At 68.7% G+C, this 18093-nt stretch carries 14 protein-coding genes; 8 read left to right on the top strand and 6 right to left on the bottom strand.

The features are described from left to right. Positions 1 to 188 precede the first annotated feature (188 nt). Entirely contained in the window at positions 189 to 905 is a 717-nt protein-coding gene (locus OHT77_RS12540; RefSeq protein ID WP_328828376.1) for a hypothetical protein, read from the bottom strand. Next, positions 902 to 2236, bottom strand: a complete 1335-nt coding sequence (eccE, locus tag OHT77_RS12535) for a type VII secretion protein EccE (protein WP_328828375.1) — start codon at positions 2234 to 2236, stop codon at positions 902 to 904. The genes OHT77_RS12540 and eccE overlap by 4 nt, the downstream gene beginning before the upstream one ends. Positions 2237 to 2434: 198 nt before the next feature. Here eccE and eccB point away from each other — a divergent pair, with 198 nt between their 5' ends. The 8 genes from eccB to OHT77_RS12495 all read left to right on the top strand — a co-directional run bounded on the left by eccB (position 2435) and on the right by OHT77_RS12495 (position 10513). Next, entirely contained in the window at positions 2435 to 3955 is a 1521-nt protein-coding gene (gene eccB / locus OHT77_RS12530) for a type VII secretion protein EccB (RefSeq protein WP_328828374.1), read from the top strand. Positions 3956 to 3967: 12 nt separating this feature from the next. Then, on the top strand, positions 3968 to 5233 hold the full coding sequence (gene mycP / locus OHT77_RS12525; RefSeq protein ID WP_443047996.1) for a type VII secretion-associated serine protease mycosin: 1266 nt from the start codon (positions 3968 to 3970) through the stop codon (positions 5231 to 5233). Positions 5234 to 5677: 444 nt separating this feature from the next. Then, positions 5678 to 6148, top strand: coding sequence for a hypothetical protein (locus OHT77_RS12520; protein ID WP_328828373.1), 471 nt, complete (start codon positions 5678 to 5680; stop codon positions 6146 to 6148). Then, the gene (locus tag OHT77_RS12515) at positions 6148 to 7932 is read left to right on the top strand and encodes a WXG100 family type VII secretion target (protein WP_328828372.1); all 1785 of its coding nucleotides are present in this window, start codon (positions 6148 to 6150) and stop codon (positions 7930 to 7932) included. The genes OHT77_RS12520 and OHT77_RS12515 overlap by 1 nt, the downstream gene beginning before the upstream one ends. A gap of 93 nt (positions 7933 to 8025) precedes the next feature. Further along, on the top strand, positions 8026 to 9234 hold the full coding sequence (locus tag OHT77_RS12510) for a S8 family serine peptidase (protein WP_328828371.1): 1209 nt from the start codon (positions 8026 to 8028) through the stop codon (positions 9232 to 9234). Between the two features lie 98 nt (positions 9235 to 9332). Beyond that, the gene (locus tag OHT77_RS12505; protein ID WP_328828370.1) at positions 9333 to 9671 is read left to right on the top strand and encodes a WXG100 family type VII secretion target; all 339 of its coding nucleotides are present in this window, start codon (positions 9333 to 9335) and stop codon (positions 9669 to 9671) included. A 64-nt stretch (positions 9672 to 9735) separates the two neighbouring features. Further along, on the top strand, positions 9736 to 10041 hold the full coding sequence (locus OHT77_RS12500) for a WXG100 family type VII secretion target (RefSeq protein WP_328828369.1): 306 nt from the start codon (positions 9736 to 9738) through the stop codon (positions 10039 to 10041). A gap of 175 nt (positions 10042 to 10216) precedes the next feature. Further along, positions 10217 to 10513, top strand: a complete 297-nt coding sequence (locus OHT77_RS12495; protein ID WP_328828368.1) for a YrhB domain-containing protein — start codon at positions 10217 to 10219, stop codon at positions 10511 to 10513. Between the two features lie 283 nt (positions 10514 to 10796). On the opposite strand, the gene OHT77_RS12490 is transcribed toward OHT77_RS12495, so the two are convergent. The 4 genes from OHT77_RS12490 to eccCa form a co-directional block, all read right to left on the bottom strand. Next, on the bottom strand, positions 10797 to 11354 hold the full coding sequence (locus OHT77_RS12490; RefSeq protein WP_328828367.1) for a hypothetical protein: 558 nt from the start codon (positions 11352 to 11354) through the stop codon (positions 10797 to 10799). Continuing rightward, positions 11351 to 13420, bottom strand: a complete 2070-nt coding sequence (locus OHT77_RS12485; protein WP_328828366.1) for a DUF6571 family protein — start codon at positions 13418 to 13420, stop codon at positions 11351 to 11353. Before OHT77_RS12485 ends, OHT77_RS12490 begins: the two co-directional genes overlap by 4 nt. After that, the gene (locus OHT77_RS12480) at positions 13420 to 13866 is read right to left on the bottom strand and encodes a hypothetical protein (RefSeq protein WP_328828365.1); all 447 of its coding nucleotides are present in this window, start codon (positions 13864 to 13866) and stop codon (positions 13420 to 13422) included. The genes OHT77_RS12485 and OHT77_RS12480 overlap by 1 nt, the downstream gene beginning before the upstream one ends. A 213-nt stretch (positions 13867 to 14079) precedes the next feature. After that, entirely contained in the window at positions 14080 to 18045 is a 3966-nt protein-coding gene (eccCa, locus tag OHT77_RS12475) for a type VII secretion protein EccCa (protein WP_328828364.1), read from the bottom strand. Positions 18046 to 18093 lie beyond the last annotated feature (48 nt).

Raw genomic sequence — 18093 nt, 5'->3', positions numbered from 1 at the left:
ACCACAAGCAACCTCACGGCAGGCCCGTCCACCTCTCCGCGTCCGTCCAGCGCGCCACATGACGCCCGGAACCGGTCGCCTGCCCACCAACTCGTCGCTTGAAAACGGGTGATAGCGGTGCAGATGTTCATCGGGAGATGGGGGTGAAACGGGCTCAACCGTCCAAAGCCGGTCAGTGGTCCGCCAGTTCAGTCCATTCGGCGCGGTGTACCCAACAATCCGATCTCGGGGTCCGTGGGTTGTGTCATCACATACTGCCGGTCGCGGTCGCCGCACCACAGCGTGAGGCCGTCGGCGAGCGTGGGCAGGGAGTCGACGTCGGCCCGGGGGAGCGCCATGGCGCGGCCCAGCTCCGTCGCTTCGTCCGGCGAGATCCGCTGCACACCGACGAGCCGCGCCTGCCGGATGAGCCGCGGGGCGACGGGACTGAGGTACGGCAGCAGGGTCAGCACCGACTGCCAGGGCCCGGACACGACCCGCCCGCGCGGCGGACGCATGCCGCAGTCCCGCACCACGAGCACGGGCGTGCCCGCCGAGGCGCCCTGCGGCGGGACGCGGCCCACGTCGTACACCGCCAGGCCGTTCTGTCCGCCGCCCATGGCGTGGACCATCTGCATCCAGGCCTGCGGCCGGCCGGTCTCCACGGCGACGCGCGCCCCGGTCGCCGCCGCTCTCAGGGCGATGACCTGCACGGTCCACAGGCCGCCGATGAGGACGACGTCGTACGGAGTCGGCCGGTTGAGGCCCAGCACCGCGGGCTGGCCCTCGGAGTCGACGCCGATCACGACGCCGTCGTCACCGGTGGGCAGCGAGAGCGCGTCCACCTGCTCGGGGGTCAGCACATGCCGTCCGTGCCGCGGGCCGATCAGGCCGAGGCCGCTGCGCAGCATCGTCATCGCGGTCATCGGGCACCTCCGAGGGGCAGCGTGGCGAGCACGCCCGGGAGCTGCTCGCGGTCGAGGCGGGTGAGTGCCATGCCCGTGTGACGTGCGGCGCCCTCCAACGCGCGCCGCGCCGCGACCAGTTCGTCGTCGCTCCGTCCCGTCACCCGCAGGTGCCCGGACATCGACACCTCCTGGCGCTCCCCGCGCGCGAGGGTGAGGCTGAACGTCGTGGCGAGTGCCGGGGTGGCCGTGAGCAGGGCGATCAACTGCGGCAACGACGGGCCGCGGCCGCCCAGTTGGGGCCAGCGGCGGATCCAGTACGTCGTGTGTCTGCGGTTGTCGCAGCGCCAGCTCCGGCCGGACTCCTCGGTCCGGCGTTCCCGTGTTTCGGTCCTTCCGGCCTCCGCCGTCACCAGCGGGTTCGCGCAGGCGGAGGTGGCGAGCGCCGCGGTCAGCTCCTCCTCGCTGAGGATCGTCGAGCGGAAGCCGGCGCCGGTGAGCCGGCTCGCGAGGTGGTCGGCGACACGCACGACGCACTTCTGCGCTCCGGTGAGTCCCCCGCCCCGCGCGGCCACGGCCTCAAGGCACTGCTCGGGGTCGAGCTTCAGCGCGATCCAGGTGATGCGCACCGCCGGGGCGCCGGTCTGCTCCTGCAACGGCGCGTAGTTGGTGACGGCCACGGAGTGCTGGGGCAGGTGCAGCGCGGGTGCGGGCTGGGTGTGCAGCACGAGCTGCGCCGACTCCAGCCGGATGCCGTCCACCTCGAGCGCGTCCCGCACCAGTGCGAGCGGCAGCGGCTGTCTGTTCCGGTCGGCCCGCAGCGCGGTGGCATCGGACTCGACCTGCACGACGGCGGTCACGAAGGTGCCGTCCCCGATCAGCCCGATGGGACGCCGGTCCCGGCCGCCGTACGCATACGTCCGCAGGGTCGGGTCGCACTCCAGGGCCGGTGCGAGGCCGGGCTCCGTGCCCGGTGGTGTCTCCGTGTCGGCGGCGCGCTTCTGACGTGCGCGCAACGCCCGCGCGGTGCCCAGCCATTCGGGCAGGGAGCGGCCGCGCCGGCGGACGAAGGCGAGCAGCACGAGTGCCACGGCGACGACTCCCGCGGGCACCATCGCCATGGGGTCGGTCGCCCAGCCGACGAGGAGGACGGCCGCCGCGATCTCCAGCAGGACGAGGCGTTGCAACCGGAATGCCCCGGCCTGTCCGCGGCGCGTCCTGAGATGAAGTCCGCCCGGCCCCTGGGATGGTGTGCCCGCCGCGGACGGCGGCTGCGCGGACGCCTGCCCGGACGTCCCGGAGCCCCTCGTCCGCGACCGGTCACGGGACCGTGTCCGCGTTCCGGAAGCCATCACTCCATCCCCCCGTTTTACTCACAACTCACTGCTGTTCCAGCACCACATAGGGCCCCTGAAGGTCCAGGTACCCTACCCGCTCCACAAGTCCCCGCGGATACCAGGCATAGTAGGTGCCCGGTCTGACATCGATGGGCGGGGGACGGTGGACCCCCGAGCGCTGCCCAGGCTCAACACGGGGAGAGACAGACAGAGATGGCATCTCGGCGGGACCAGCTCAACGCCTACACCTTCGCGAAGCGGCGCATGCTGGCGTCCTTCGTGCAGTCGTCCCCGGACGGCTCGGAGGAGGGGGCACCGCGACCGCTGCGCGGAGTGGTGCCGGGCGTCATCGTGGGCGTGGTCGTCATGGCGGTCTTCGGTGCGTGGGGCATGTTCAAACCGACCGCGCCCCAGGGCTGGGACACCCCCAAGTCGAAGGTGATCATCGCCAGCAAGTCGACCACCCGCTACGTCGTCCTGAAGACCGGCGACACGGTCCAGCTGCACCCCGTCCTCAACATGGCGTCGGCGAAGCTCCTTCTCAACCCCGGCCAGGGCGAGGTCGTCACCGTCGACGAGTCGGTCCTCGACGGCGGCAAGATCCCGCACGGCGTCACCGTCGGCATCCCGTACGCCCCCGACCGTCTGCCCTCGGCGGGCGAGGCGGGCGCCGACAAGCGCTGGGCCGTCTGCGAGCGCCCGAGCGCCGGCGGCAGCTCCATCCAGAAGGCGGCGCTGGTCCTCGCCAAGCGCGACATGAAGAAGACCGAGGGCAAACAGCGGTTGCGGGGCGGCGAACTGCTCTACGTCGTGGACCCGGACAAGAACCGCTACGTGGTGGACGCGAGCGGCACGGCGTACCGCGTGGACAAGAGCGACGAGTTGCTGCTGCGCGCGGTCGTCGGCTCCGGCCGCGACCCCGAGCGCGTCTCCCAGGAGTGGCTGGCCACCCTGCACCAGGGCGACCCGATCACCTTCCCGTCCATCGGCGCCGCGTCCGGTACGGCCGCAGGCGCCCCGGGTGAGCTGGACGCGTCGGCCAACAAGGTGGGCATGGTGCTCAAGGCGTCCGACGCCAGCGGTGAGCACTACTACGTGGTGCTTCCCGGCCGGGTCGCTCAGATCTCCGCCTTCGTCGCCCAACTCCTGCTGTACAGCAAGGACTTGGCCCCGCTCGGCCAGGCCGGTCACGCCACCGGGGTGAGCCCGGGCGCGATCGAGCCGAAGGGGACCTTCGGCGCCGAGAACCGCTGGCCGACCAAGGAACCCAAGGCCGTCAACGAGGCCTCGGACGCGTCCGGCAGCCGCAGCACCATCTGCAACGTCCTGCAGAAGGTGGGCGGCAAGGGCGAGACGACCCTGACGACCTGGGCGGGCACCGACTTCCCGGCCCCGCTCCCCACCGGCTCCACCAGCGCCTACGTCACCCCCGGCTCCGGGCAGCTCTTCCGTCAGTTCCAGGGCGAGGAGACCAAGGCCGGCCCTGTCTTCCTGGTCACCGACACCGGGCTGCGGTACGTCCTGCAGTCCAACGCCGACAGCGCCACGAGCGACGCGGGCATCGGTACGACGGCCACGGAACGCAAGCAGGAGCAGCAGGAGGCCGAGCAGGCCCAGATCCGCCTCGGGTACGCCGACGTCGATCCGGCGCCGATCCCCGCGTCCTGGTCCGAGTTCCTGCCCACGGGGCCCCGCCTGTCGACGGCGGCGGCACGTCAACCGCAGGGATCGTAGGGAGAGTTGGGCATGCCGTACACGACTCTCTCCCGTCCCCTCCGCACGGCGGCGGCCATGGCGGCAGCGGCCGCGACCCTCGCCGTGACCACGGTCGCGCTGGCGCCCCCCGCGTCGGCGGACGACTCCTTCTCGGACCAGTGCACGTTCCCCAACAAGAAGTATCCGGGCCGCCCTTGGGCCCTGCAGCGTGTCCTTCTCGACGAGCTGTGGAACCAGTCCAAGGGCAAGGGCGTACGGGTGGCGGTGATCGACACCGGCGTGGACGTGAAGAATCCCCAGCTCACGCATGCGGTGGACGTGAAGAGCGGCCGCAACCTCCTGCCGAAGAACCTCAAGGACAGCAACGGCGACGCGATCAAGCGGGGCAGCGAGAACGGCACGACCGACACCGTGGGACACGGCACCAAGGTCGCCGGCATCATCGCCGCCCGCCCGGTCGGCGGCACCGGTTTCGTGGGCCTGGCCCCCGAGGCGACCATCATCCCCATCCAGCAGAACGACGCGGAGGGCCACGGCACGGCGCTGACGCTCGCGCAGGCGATCACTTACGCGATCCAGTCCGGGGCCGACGTCATCAACATCTCGCAGGACACGTCGAACGCGGTGAAGCCCGACCCCTCCCTGGAGACGGCGATCGACTCCGCGCTGGCCCACAAGATCGTGGTGGTCGCGTCGGCGGGCAATGACGGCCTGGGCGGCAACGTCAAGAAGACGTACCCGGCGTCCTACCCGGGTGTCCTCGCCGTCGCGGCCTCCGACCGCAACAACGAACGCGCGTCCTTCTCCCAGTCCGGTGACTTCGTCGGCGTCGCGGCACCCGGCGTCGACATGATCTCCACCGTGCCCAAGGGCGGCAACTGCTCCGACAACGGTACGAGTTTCTCGGCCCCCTACGTCGCTGGCGTCGCCGCGCTGATCAAGGCCAAGCACCCGGACTGGACCGCCCGCGAGGTCGTCGCCCAGATCGAGCAGACCGCCGAGCGCACCATCGCCGGCCACGACCGCCTCGTCGGCTGGGGCGTCGTCGACCCGGTCCGCGCGCTCACGGAGGACGACCACCCGATCGAGTCCCCCGATCCCCAGGACGGCCTCACCAAGGCCCAGGCCCCGTCCCCCGCGAAGCTCCAGCTCGGCGAAACCCCCGACGAGCACAACGCCCGCCTCGCGACCTACGTCGCCCTGGGCGCGGCCGTACTGGTGGCGGGACTCGGCGGCACGGCGGTGGCGACACGGGACGCGCGGAAGCGGGCACGGAGGGTGGCGGGACTGGAATGACGAACGTCGACTCCCTCGGCCGGCGCCCTCACATTCCCCGCCGGTCTGTCAAGACGCCGCGACCTGGGAAGAAGCAGGCCCAGGGCGGGAGTTGACGGAACCGGAGGATGCCATTCGCAATGGCCACGCTGCAACGACGGCCCCGCGTCACCCCTCCACCCGCCCTGACGTTCACTCACAGGTGTGCGGCCACGACGCCTGAGTAGCCGTACTCAGGCCACCGGTCCGCGGGTCACGTAGCGTCAGGAGGCAGCAGCGGCCCAGGTGGACGCGAGAGCACGCCGTGAAGGTGCGGTGAAGCTTGGTCGAGTGGTAGCACAGCTGTCGCATAAGGCAGTTGGGACTGTCACAGGAAGCGACTAGAGTGAACTCGTTGCGGAGAGGAACGCTCACGGGGTGCAGTCGCCCGGGGGGCGGGCGACGAAAACGGGGAGGGAAGGCATCATGCTTCCTGCGGACATGACAGGCGGAGCATCACCGAAGACGGCTGCTGACCTCAAGGTCGGCGCCGGCGTACTGACGACGTTCAAGCAGCGCATCGACAAACTGCTCTCCGAGTTCGAGGACTCGGCGGGCAGCGCCTCCAAGGTGGGCGCGCAGCGGGTCTCGCGGGCATCCCTCAGCGGGCACGGCCTCGACTTCCACGAGGCGGACGCGCTGTTCACCCAGTACCAGTCGGTCCACGAGCACATCACGCAGCTCTCCAAGACGCTGGGGCTGCAAATCGAAGCCATGGGCATCGCGACACAGGGCGCACAGAACGGCTTCGACAGCCTGGACGACGACCAGCGACGCCGCTTCTGGGAGATCCAGGTCGAGACGGACCGCCTGTACACCGAAGCCCAGGACAAGAAGTCCGGCGAGGGCGAGCGGAAGCTGAGCGACGCCAAGAAGTCCACGAAGGGACTCCAGTAGTGAGCGGGGACGACAAGGCGCCGAAGGAGCTGACCGACAAGCAGCGTGTCGACCTCCAGGTCGGCCAGGTCGACGCTCTGGCCGGGGTGTCGGAGCTGATGCACGACGCGTTCGGATCGAGGCGCGTCCGCCTCCTGACGAACGGCAGGGTCACGGACTTCGAGGACCACAAGCTCAACGCCATGATCGACCTGGTCCATCAGGCGAACCCCGCCGACCTGGAGCACGCGGGCGAGACCCTGGCGAAGGCGAGCAAGGCGATCAGCGACGCCGCCGTTGAGCTCAGGGGTCACCTCAAGCACGCGGGTGAGGACTGGCAGGGCGACGCCGGCACGGCGTTCCAGAAGTGGGGCGAAGGCCTCGCCGCGCACACCGAGAGCCTCGCCACGTATGCCGACGGCGCCGGCGTGCAGGTCACGGCCGCCGCGACGGGGCTGGCCTCCGTGCGCAGCTCCCTGCCACCCCGGGACTCCCGCCCCGTCGCCGACCAGAAGAAGCCGGGACAGCTCCCGATTCTCCAGCAGTTCGAGGGCAACAAGCAGTACAGCGAGGCGGTCCAGGTCGAGAAGGACCGCCAAGAGGCGATCAACCAGATGAACCGGTTGGCGTCGTTCTACTCGGTGTCGGGGTCCGAGCTGGCGAAGTTGGAGAAGGCGGCGCCGGAGCCGTATCGGGCGATGCCCAGCGTGGGGATGTTGAATCCGATCGAAAGCCCGGGGCGGAGTCGCTCTGGTTCCACAGACAACTCCAACTCAGGACCGGTCCACCGAGCAGCTGTCCGTGAGAGTGGAGGCAGCCACGTCGGTCTGCCGAGCGACGTCTCCGGAGACGATCTGCCAACTGGGCATCATCCTGCACACACGAATCTCGACGTGCATCGGCCCACTGTCGGTACCGAGATCAACAGCGTCGGCACGCTGCCTTCGGAAACCGTGAAGCCGACGCCAGTGACTCCTACGCCGTCTGTGACAGGGCCCAGTGGTCCTCCGGGAGGGATGCTGCCTCCCACAGGGACCGGCGCGGTGCCTCCTGCCTTCGGAGGTCCGGTCGGGCGTGCTGCCGGATTTGGCGGAAGGTCCCCTGGATCGGCTCAGGGGCGGGTTACCACCCCTGAGGGAACCACTGCTGGAGGCCGTACGGGTCGTGGCAGTGTGGGACCGGTGGGTCGTGCATCCGCAGTTGGCCAACAGGGTGTCCGTGGGCCTGCATCTGCGACGGGCAGATCGCCCATGGGGCGGGGGGTCACCGGCGGCGTGCCCAGGAGTACGGGTGCGACCGGTTCCCGCACAGGCGGTGTACCGGGCGGGCGTGTGGGCGGTGTGCCCGGTCAGTCATCTCCCCGGACCGGCCCCGGAGCCACAGGCGCCGCCCGAACGGGTGGAGTGGTGGGCGGCAGGCCCACTTCTGAAGGCGGCACGAGCGCGACGGGTTCCAGGGTTCCTCGTGGCACGGTCATCGGCGGAGAGGGCACCTCCGGCGCTCGTCCGAACGGTGAAAAGCCGGGCCAGCGCGGAGTGATCGGTGCGAACAAACCGGCGCCGGGCACGGGGCAGGGGCAGTCTCAGCGTCGATCTCCGGGCAACGCGGACGGTGTCGTGGGCGCGCCCGCGAGTCGCCGTGGCGTCAAGGGCAACGGAGCAGCGTCCGGTGGTTCAGGCCAGGTGTCCGGTTCCGCAGAGGAGCGCGGCCTGGGCCGTGCCGCAGGCCGGAGAACGCAGCGTCAACAGCAATCTGCCGAGAACAAGAAGCGCTCGCGTGACGATGCGCCGTCGGCGACCGACTGACCGAAACGACCGAGGACGTACAGAAGCATGAAGTCAGGGACTGGCGTACGCCGCATCCGGGCCGCGCTGTGGGCGAGTAATGCCCGGAGGCATGTGACCACCGTGGGCGCGACGCTCGGTGCTTTGGCCGTCATGTCTGTTGGGCTCGCCCCTTCGGCGGCTGCCGACGACGTCCAGTCGCAGCAGTGGTACCTGGACGCGATGAACGCCCAGGGGCTGTGGAAAGTCAGCACTGGTAAGGGCATCTCGATCGCAGTTGTCGACACTGGTGTCAACCCGGACACGAGTTCGTTGAAGGGGCAGGTGCTCCCCGGAGTCGATGTCACGGGATCCGCCGGCGATGAAACGGATGACTACGAGAGCCACGGCACTTCAATGGCCGAACTGATCGCGGGGACGGGCAGCGGGGGCGGCCTGCGAGGTGTTGCGCCGGGGGCCAAAATTATCCCGATCCGCACTGCGCTTACCGGAATCGGCAAGACGATTGAGAAGCAGGGCGACACTTCGGCGAAGGCCATCCGTGCCGCTGCCGACTCCGATGCGAAGATCATCAGTATGTCGTTCACTGGCGATTTCCCGATCGACGGCGGACTTGAAGCCGTGCAGTATGCGGAGAGCAAGGGGAAGTTGCTCATCGCCGGTGTGGGTAACGATGGTGATGGAGACAAGAACTACATCGGCTATCCCGCCAAGTACCCGGGCGTGGTCGGCGTCTCAGCCATCAACGAGAACGGCGAGGTGGCAAAGTTCTCGGAGAACGGTGCTTACGTTGACCTGGCTTCGCCGGGCGTAGACGTGCCCACCTGGTGCGACAAGACATTCAAGGCGTACTGCCCGCAGAGCAACGGCACCAGCCAAGCCACCGCCATCGCCTCCGGCGCCGCCGCCCTCATCTGGTCCGCCCACCCCAAGTGGACCGCCAACCAGGTCCTCCGCGTCATGATCGACACCGCGGGCCGGGACTGGCCGAAGAACACCCCGAGCCGGTACCTCGGTTACGGCACGATCCGGCCGGCGCAGGTTCTCCTGAAGGGCAAGGGAGACCCCGGAGCCGCCGACGTCGATCCGGTCACCAACAAGAAGATGCCCGGCCTGTCCGACACCGGTGCCTCGGCCGCCGCTTCCCCGTCGCCCTCCTCGCAAGCCTCCAACCCCACCTCCGGCGGCCAGACCTCTGCCGCAGGCGCGAGTTCGGACTCGTCCGGTGATACGACGCTGTGGGTCGCGATCGGAGCGGCGGTGGCCGTGGTCGTGGTCGCCGGCGGCGCCTTCGCCGCGGCCCGTTCGCGGCGAGGCGTATGAGAGCCGGCGGATAGCGCGAACCCCGACCAACCAGCGCCTCACCACTCGGTGTTGCGCACCCAGGAACACCAACCTCTCTCGCGAAAGGGAGTGCCGAGATGGCTGACGGCCGCAAGCTTGAAGATGCACATGTACAAAAGCTCCAGACGAACGTCATCGACAGGTACGACAACGTCAAGAAGCACCTGCAGAAGCTCCAGGGCTGCATCGACATGATCGAGGCGAACTGGACCGGCTTCGGAGCCAACGCGTTCAAGACCAAGCAGCACGAGATCAACGAGCACATGGCCGGGATCGGCCGCATGCTCGACGACTTCCTGAACGGAATTCACCTCACCAAGCAGGACAAGGACAAGCTCGAGGACGAACTCCACTCCACGATCTCCAGCATCGAAGTGGACGCCGGTGCGAAGACCTCGGCGCTCAACCTCTACTGACCGCTCCGAGCGTCGCACCCCGGACCGCGAGGTCCCTCTCACATCGTCAAGGAGATGAGGAAACATGACCGGCACGCCGCACCTGCAGGATCTTGCCGTCAAGTACGGCACCCTGGACGCCCTCGCCACTGAACTCGGCAACCTGGCCAAGCAGTTGGAGAGCGACCTCACGGCGCTGAAGAAGGGCGTTCACGACGCGGCCGAGGGTTGGGCCGGCGACGCGTACGACTCCTTCCAGCGGAAGTCGAAGGAGTGGGACGGCCACACCAGCGCCATCCACCAGGCGCTGCTGTCCATCACGCAGAAGGTGCACCAGGCCGGCGGCGACTACCGCGGCGGCGACAAGAAGGCCGCCAGCTTCTTCGAGTAGGACAGGTCGGCCGGAGGCAACGGGGTGGGCACGCACGGGAGGTGCCCACCCTGTTTCATGTCGGCCGCACGATGTCCGGACAGACCGTCACTTTCGAAACGCGTAAAGCTGGGCCTGTTGGAGAGCGACGCCAAAACAGATCATGCACGTCCCCTATGGCAAGGGAGCTCCCTAAATGCTGAGCAGAGCCGCAGCCGTGGATTCTGCCACCGTACTTCTCAGGAAGGTGTATCCCGAGAAGTCGGACTCCTTGGTCATGCTTCCTGAGAAATCCGTCGAATACGCCTACGGGTGGACGATCAGCTTCGACTGGAAAGAACACATCCAGACCGGGGACTGGCTGATGTCGCCGATCACGAGCGTTGTCGTGGTCCCGCACAACGGGGAGAAGGCCCACTTCCCGCCGAGCGTCTTTCCGGTGGACGACTACATGAGCCGACGGGCTTCGGGCGACTGGCCGCCCAAGGAGTAGCCGTGCTGAGTCCTGACAACCGTGCGCGGAGTGGCTGAACGCCACCCTCGCACCCTGAACCAGCAGAAGACGATCACTTCGGGGTCGACGCGGGCCTGCGCGAGCCCTCGGATCCCCACGGGTGCTGACGGGCTCCGCGCCACGCTACCCAGCCGGTCCGCCACCCAACGCAGACAACGCGTAGGACAGTTCGGCCACACCCGGCGGCGTGGGCACGCACGGGAGGTGCCCACGCCGCCGCCTTTGTGTTCCGGGCCGCGGGGAGTTCATGCGAGGCAGCGGCTCAACTCGCCTGTGTGCAGCCCTGCTTGGCCATGGCCTTCGGGAAATAGGACTTCAGGAACGAGCGCAGCGCATCCCGCCGTTGCGAGGTCTTCTCGGGGACCTTCTGCTGGAGCTGCACCAGCGTGACGAACTTGCGCTGCTGGCCTTTGTACGTGCACATGGCCACCGCCAGCGCTCCGTTGTCCGCGACCCTGGCGCTGTCACCGATGTCGACGGAGGCGGGGTTGCCGAGGCGTACCAGGGCCCGGTCCTGGACCTTGACGGGATCGGTGTCCGCGGGGACGACGTCGTCCGTCAGATAGACGACCAGCTTGCCGTCCACCGACAGGCGGCAGCGCGGGCTCTCCTGCCCGGCGTCGTAGGCCCGCTGGGTGAGCTTCTTTCCGTCCGGCAGGAACGGCGACAGGAGGTCCGAGTCGACGGCCACTCCACAGACCTTGTCCGGCACGCTGTAGGCACGTGAGTCCGAGTCCGTGCAGCCGGCCGTGGCCAGGACGAGCATCGTCACCGCGGTGGCGGTGCGCCGCGCCGAAGGTCCCGTTACGCGTGTGATCACTGGTTGCCCGCCAGTCCCTGAGCCCGCGCGTTGCCGTCGAAAGCGGCACCGTTGATCTCGGACGTCAGTGTGTATCTGTTGCTGTCGCCGTGGTTCGGATTGGCGTCGATCCACAGGTCGCTGAGCTTCTGCAACTGGTTCTCCCGTGCGGTGAACACCTCGCCGTTCTGGCGTGCGTTGTCGTCGTTGATACGGGCCTGCTCGTCCAACTGCCACTGATACGCGAGGGCATCGACCCCGCGCTGGGCCGCGTCACCGACGACCGGAATGAAGTTCACGGCGCCGCCGAAGCCGTGGTAGAGCCATTTGGCATTCCACGAGGGATCCTCCTTGTCGGTCGCCAGGGCCTGATAGCGGGCCTCTTCCAGGAAGCCCACCGTGTGCCCGGCTCGGAGCAGGGTCTCCTTGGGGTCGCTGGGGTGGTCCGTGTAGATGTCGCGGACCATCTCCTTGTTCAGACCGTCGTTGAGAATCCCGTACGCGTGCTGGTCCCGGGACACCTGTTTCGTCACTTCCAGCAGCTGGTGCCGGTCGAGCTGGCGGGGGTCACCGGGATCGTCCGCGAGCGAACTCGCCGTGTTGTGCACCTCGTCGCCGTAGTTCACCAGCACCTTCGCCATGTCGTCCCGCATCTCGGGGGCGAAGTCGTCGCCCGTGCCGGAGATGATCTTCAGCGACCGGTCGAGGACGCTGCGGTTCTCGGCACTGTGGTCCACCGGAACGGCATGCGGATCATTGGGATTGACACCGGTGGCCGCGGCGACGAGTGCGTTGCCGGTGGCCTCGCGTGACTGGTTCCCGTCGTGGCTGTCCAGTGGTGTGTCGTCGAATACGGGGCGGTCTTTGAGAACCCATTCCGCGTTGTCCTGAGGTTGGGTCTCGTTGAAGAACGCGGTCGCGGCATCGGGACTGTTCGACAGGGCCGTCATGAAACCGGTCATCGGGTCCCGGCCGAAGTCCTCGCCGATGAAGTTCATCTTGGGCATGGGCGGCCCGCCCATGCCGTTCCAGTAGTGGTCGGGAATCTGCATCTTCTTCTCGGTCGAGACGAGAGCGTTCCCGTACCGGTCCAGAAACGTGTCGTCGTAGTCCCCGACGCGCATGAGGTTGCTCATGAGCTGGAAGCCGTAGACCTGCGTCCCGCGGGTCTGGATGCGGTCGTCCGCGAGGTCGACCATGCCGTTCTCCCACTGCTGCATGGCCGGTGAGTCCGACCGTGTCGCGCCCGCGAGGGTGAGGCCGAGGTTCTTCTGGAAATCGCCGAGCTGGTCCAGGCGGGCCCGCTGGAGGTCGCCTCCGTCGGAGGGGTCGGAGAGATCCGCCCAGAAGTCCAGCACGCCTTTCGGGCCCAGCGTGGTGGCGAACTTCTCCTGGAACAGCGGATCGTTCTTGTATCCCGCGAGCTGCCGGTTGAGATCGTCGAACTCCTCGGGGGACATGGAGTCCCCCTTGGTCTTGATGAGGTTCGCGTATTTCTCGGCGTCCTTGAGCGCCTGCGCGGCGGAGTCCCGGTCCTTGTACGCCGCGCCGGAGAAGCCGTACTTGGCCTCGTCCGCTATCGCGCGCAGCGCGTCGGAGGCGGTGTCGTCGCTGTTGGTCGCCCTGGTGAGGAGGCGTTTGACGTCCTCGCACAGTTCGTCCACGTCCTGTTGGCTGTGGTCGGGAACCGTGGTTCCCTTCGCGGCGCGGTCGGGGTGGATGTTCATGGTGACGGTGAAGGAGCCGTTGCCGGTGTCCATCACGGTGAGGTTCTTCTTGAGACCCCGTGAGATCGTCTCGACCAACTGGTCGTGATAGCCGACGAGTTCGTCGTGGGTGTCCTTGAGGATGTTGTAGATCGTCGTCGCCTGGGTGTGGGCGTCGGTGAACTCGCCGCCCGTCTTGGTGATGAACTCGCGGGAGACGGTCGCGTTGACACCGGACCAACTGGCTTTGTCCGCAAGCCCCTTGAGGCCTTCACGCGCGTCCTTCTCCAGGGTTTCCAGGTGTTTCACCACCTGCGACCAGTCATCGATGGCGGTGCCGAGCGAAGCGAAGTTCCCGAATCGGAGCGTGTCGAGGTCCATCAGTGACCCGTCCCTTCACTGAAACCCTTGTCCAGTGTCGAGATGCTGCTGATCTGCCCGGCTATGTAGAACTCGTCGCCCTGGTGCGCCTTTTTGGTGTAGTCCATGTGGTTGGAGATATGCGCGCACGCGTCGAGCAGACTGGTGAGTTGCTCTTCCCACCGCTGTTGTACGTGGTCCAGCGCCCCGCCGAGCTTGAACCCCTGAGTCGTGAGATCCGAGGCCGCGGTCTGGCTGCTCGACCAGGCGTCGCGGCCATAGCGGCCCAGGTCCTGCCAGAGCTTGAACGCCCGGTCGCCGATCGCCGCCAGATCCTTGTGGTTGACGGTCAGATCACCTTGTGGTGTGCTGCCGCCGCCCTCATCCGGAACCCGATTGAGCCGCATGTGCGTGGACTGCTTCTGCGCGGCCTGGCTCTTCAGCTGTTCCCACTCGTCCCATGCCACGTGTGGATCCCTTCCCCGTGTCCCCGTAAGACCCCGCCCTTCGGACGGGATCAGTCCGTCAACCTAGCAACAGGCCGGTCCGGAGCCTCGGTTGAAGGGACCGGACCGGCCTCGGCCTGCCGTCTTCACGTCCGTGAGGTCCGTCCGTCCTCACGTCCGTGAGGTCCGTGGCGCCGCCCGCCGTCACGCCCGCTGCGGTCGTACCGCCGACCGTCAGTACACCGTCTCCGGCACCAACCCCGTCTGCACCAGTGGCTTCCCCCGCTTCCGTGACACGAACACCCCTCGCCCCGCAGGCATCGGCCGAGGCCGTACCCCGCCCAGGACGTCACCCTCGCCGGGGTCGCCCGCGAGGACGACGCCCTGGGCGCCCAGTTCCTGCATCCGCTGCATGAACGGCTCGTACGCGGCACGCCCCGCGCCCGCCGAGGAGCGGGCGATGATGAAGCGGACGCCGACGTCACGGGCGAACGGCAGCATCTCCGTGAGGTTGCCCAGCGGGTTGCCGCTGGACGTGGAGACGAGGTCGTAGTCGTCCACGACGACGTACACCGTCGGGCCCTGCCACCAACTCCGCTCGCGGAGCTGCCGGGCCGTGACGTCGGCCGTCGGCGTGCGGCGCTGCATCAGGTCCGCCAGGGCGACCATGTGGTGGTCCATGGCGTTGGACATGGGGATGTACTCGGCGAGGTGCGAGGACGGGGTCGCGTCCAGCAGGGCGCGCCGGTTGTCGATGACGAAGAGCTTCGCCTCGTCGCCGGTGTACCGCTCCGTCAACTGCTTGATCAGCAGCCGCAGCAGGTTCGACTTGCCCGACTCGCTCTCGCCGAAGACGAGGAAGAACGGGTCCTGCTCGAAGTCGACGAAGACCGGTTCCAGGTTGTTCTCGTCGATGGCGAACGCGACACCGCGCTGCGGGAAACGGTCGCCCGCCGGCAGCTGCGCCGCAGGCAACTCGCGCGGCAGCAGCCGTACTTCGGGCGCCCCCGGCGCCTCCCAGTGCCGGGACACCTCGGTCGCCAGCGCCTGGGTGGCATCGGCCAGGTCCGAGTCCGAGACCAGGCCGTCGATGCGCGGGACCGCCGCCATGAAGTGCAGCCGCTGCGGCGACACACCGCGTCCGGGGACGCCTGTCGGGACGTTCACCGCGACCTTGCGGTCGATCTCGGAGTCCATCGTGTCGCCGAGCCGCAGTTCGAGGCGGTTCATCAGGTGGTCCTTGAGGTTCGCGCGGACCTCCATCGACCGGGACGCGGTGAGCACCAGGTGGATGCCGAAGCCCAGGCCGCGCGCGGCGATGTCCAGCACCGCCGCCTCCAACCCCTCGTAGTCCGCGCGGAAGTTGCCCCAGCCGTCGATGACGAGGAAGACGTCGCCCCAGGGCTGGTCCGTGACCGAGATCTGGCCGCGTGCCCGACGGGAGCGGAACTCCGCGATCGACGGGATGCCCGCGGCGCGGAAGTACTCCTCGCGGCGCGTCATCACGCCGTAGACCTCGGAGACCGTGCGCCGGACCTTCTCGGGGTCGAGGCGGGAGCCGATGCCGCCGACGTGCGGCAGGCCGGCCACCGAGGAGAGGCCTCCGCCGCCGAAGTCGAGGCCGTAGAACTGGACTTCGTGCGGGGTGTGGGTCAGGGCGAAGGAGCAGATCAGGGAGCGCAGGAGGGTGGACTTGCCGGACTGCGGGCCGCCCACGATCTGCATGTGGCCGGCCGCGCCCGAGAAGTCGACCCACAGGTGGTCACGGCGCTGCTCGTACGGCTTGTCGACCAGGCCGACCGGGACCACCAGCCGGCCCGCGCCCTCGTACCCGGGCTGGGTGAGTCCGCGGCCCTGCACCGCGGTGAGGCCGGGCAGGAGTCCGTCCAGCGAGGGCGGGCTGTCCAGCGGCGGCAGCCACACCTGGTGGGCCGCCGGGCCCTGCGCCTCCAGCCGGCGCACGATGACGTCGAGCACCGTGTCGGCGAGGGCGTCGTCGACGTCCGGGGACTCGGTGCGCTGCTGCGGCACCGCCGTGTACTGCACCGGCACCTCGGCCGCCGTGAACAGCACCGGCCGCCGGTCGACCGGGAGTTGACCGGCACCGAACGCGGTCGGCGAGGAGCCGGAGCGATAAGTCCCGGACACGTAGGCGGCCTTGAACCGCACCATCTCGTCCGTGCCGTACTTCAGGAAGCCGGACCCGGGCACGTTCGGGAGTTCGTAGGCGTCCGGCACGCCCAGCGCCGCCCGCGACTCGGCCGCCGAGAAGGTGCGCAGGCCGACGCGGTACGACAGATAGGTCTCCAGACCGCGCAGCCTGCCCTCTTCCAGACGCTGCGAGGCCAGCAGCAGATGCACGCCGAGCGAGCGGCCGATGCGGCCGATCTGCACGAACATCTCGATGAAGTCCGGCTTGGCGGTGAGCAGTTCGCTGAACTCGTCGATCACCAGCACCAGGGAGGGGATCGGCTGCAGCGGGGCGCCCGCGGCGCGTGCCTTCTCGTAGTCGTGGATGTTGGCGTAGTTGCCCGCGTCGCGCAGGAGTTCCTGGCGGCGGTTGAGCTCGCCGCGGATGGAGTCGCCCATGCGGTCGACCAGGGTCAGGTCGTCCGCGAGGTTGGTGATCACGGCCGCCACGTGCGGCATCTGCGCCATACCGGCGAAGGTCGCACCGCCCTTGAAGTCCGCGAGGACGAAGTTCAGCGTCTCCGAGGAATGCGTCACCGCGAGACCGAGGACCAGGGTGCGCAGCAGCTCCGACTTGCCGGAACCGGTCGCGCCGACACACAGGCCGTGCGGGCCCATGCCCTCCTGGGCCGCCTCCTTGAGGTCGAGCATCACGGGCCGGCCGTCCTCACCGAGCCCGATCGGCACCCGCAGCCGCTCGGCCAGCGAACGGGGCCGCCAGGTGCGCTGGGTGTCGACGGAGGCCGCGTCACCGAGGTTCAGCAGATCGGTGAACTCCAGGTTGGCGAGCAGCGGTTGGTCGTCGTCCCCGCCGGACGCCATCCGCAGCGGCGCCAACTGCCGCGCGAGCGCCTCGGCGGACGCGTACGAGAGGGCGTCGGGCGTCCCTTCGTAGACATCTCCGTGCCCGGACTCCAGATGCAGCGACTTCGGCTGTACGACGATGGAGAGTTCGCCGCGTACCGCGGTCGGCTCGCCCGGGACGACATCGACGAGCGTGACGCCCTGCAGGCCCTCGGAGTTGGCCAGGACCGAGTCGGGCGGCAGGGAGACTCCGTCGAGGACGACGACGATGTGCGGCTCGTCCGGGAGCGGTGTCGCGGTGGGGTGGAAGCGCGGCCTGCCGGTCAGCCGGGCGGAGATCAGGTTCTCCAGCTCGCGGATGTCGCTGTCGATCAGCCGACGGCTGCCCGCGCCGTCCATGGCACCGGGCGCCTGCGCGTGCGGCAGCCACTTGGCCCACTCCCAGTGCGGCAGGTTCTCCCTCGCCGCCGCGACCACGATCACCAGGTCCTCGGGCGAGTGCAGCGCGGCCAGCGAGCCGGTCAGGGCGCGGGCGGAGGACCGTACGGACTCGGGGTCGCCGCTGATCGTCAGATACGAGAAGGCGCGCAGCGAGATCGCCATCGGCAGGTCGTCAAGGGTGCCGTGGACCGACAGGAAGCGCTGCATCGCGCCCGCGGTCAGCGGCTCCAGCTGTTCCACCCCGCCGGTCTCGGGGGCGATGAGCGGAGTGGCGAGCGACTGCTGGCCGAGGCCGATGCGGACCTGGCCGAAGTCCTCGTCGCCGGGCCGCCGTTCCCACACCCGGCTGCCCTCGGCGACCAGTGCCCACAGCTGCTCGGGGGAGGGGTGGAGGTAGTACTGCGCGTCGCGCTGCGCCCGCGCGGTGTCCAGTGCGGTCCGCCGGGTCTGCGCGAGGTAGCGCAGATAGTCGGTGCGCAGGTCCGCCAACTGGCCCTGGGAGCCGCGGCGGAAGCGGACCACCATCGCGATGGACATGGCGACCGTCGAGACGATCATCACCATGCCCATGATCTTCATGAACGGCTGCCCGTTCGTGAAGAAGAACACCACCGAGCCGCCCATGCCGAGCGTCGGCAGCAACTGCATCAGGACGCTCTCCTGATGTCCCCGAGGCAATTCGGGGGGAGGTTGCAGGACGATCTCGTCCGTGGGCACCTCGGACGGCAGCGCGCGAGGCGGGCGCTTCACGACGATGTGGCTCACTGCTCACCAATTCCCTTGCGCGGCCCCGGGACTACCGTCCGCCACCCC

The sequence above is a fragment of the Streptomyces sp. NBC_00252 genome (assembly GCF_036187565.1).
GTDB lineage: Bacteria > Actinomycetota > Actinomycetes > Streptomycetales > Streptomycetaceae > Streptomyces.
The sequence above is the reverse complement of the archived record's forward strand: the minus strand, read 5'-3'. Positions and strand labels throughout refer to the sequence as shown.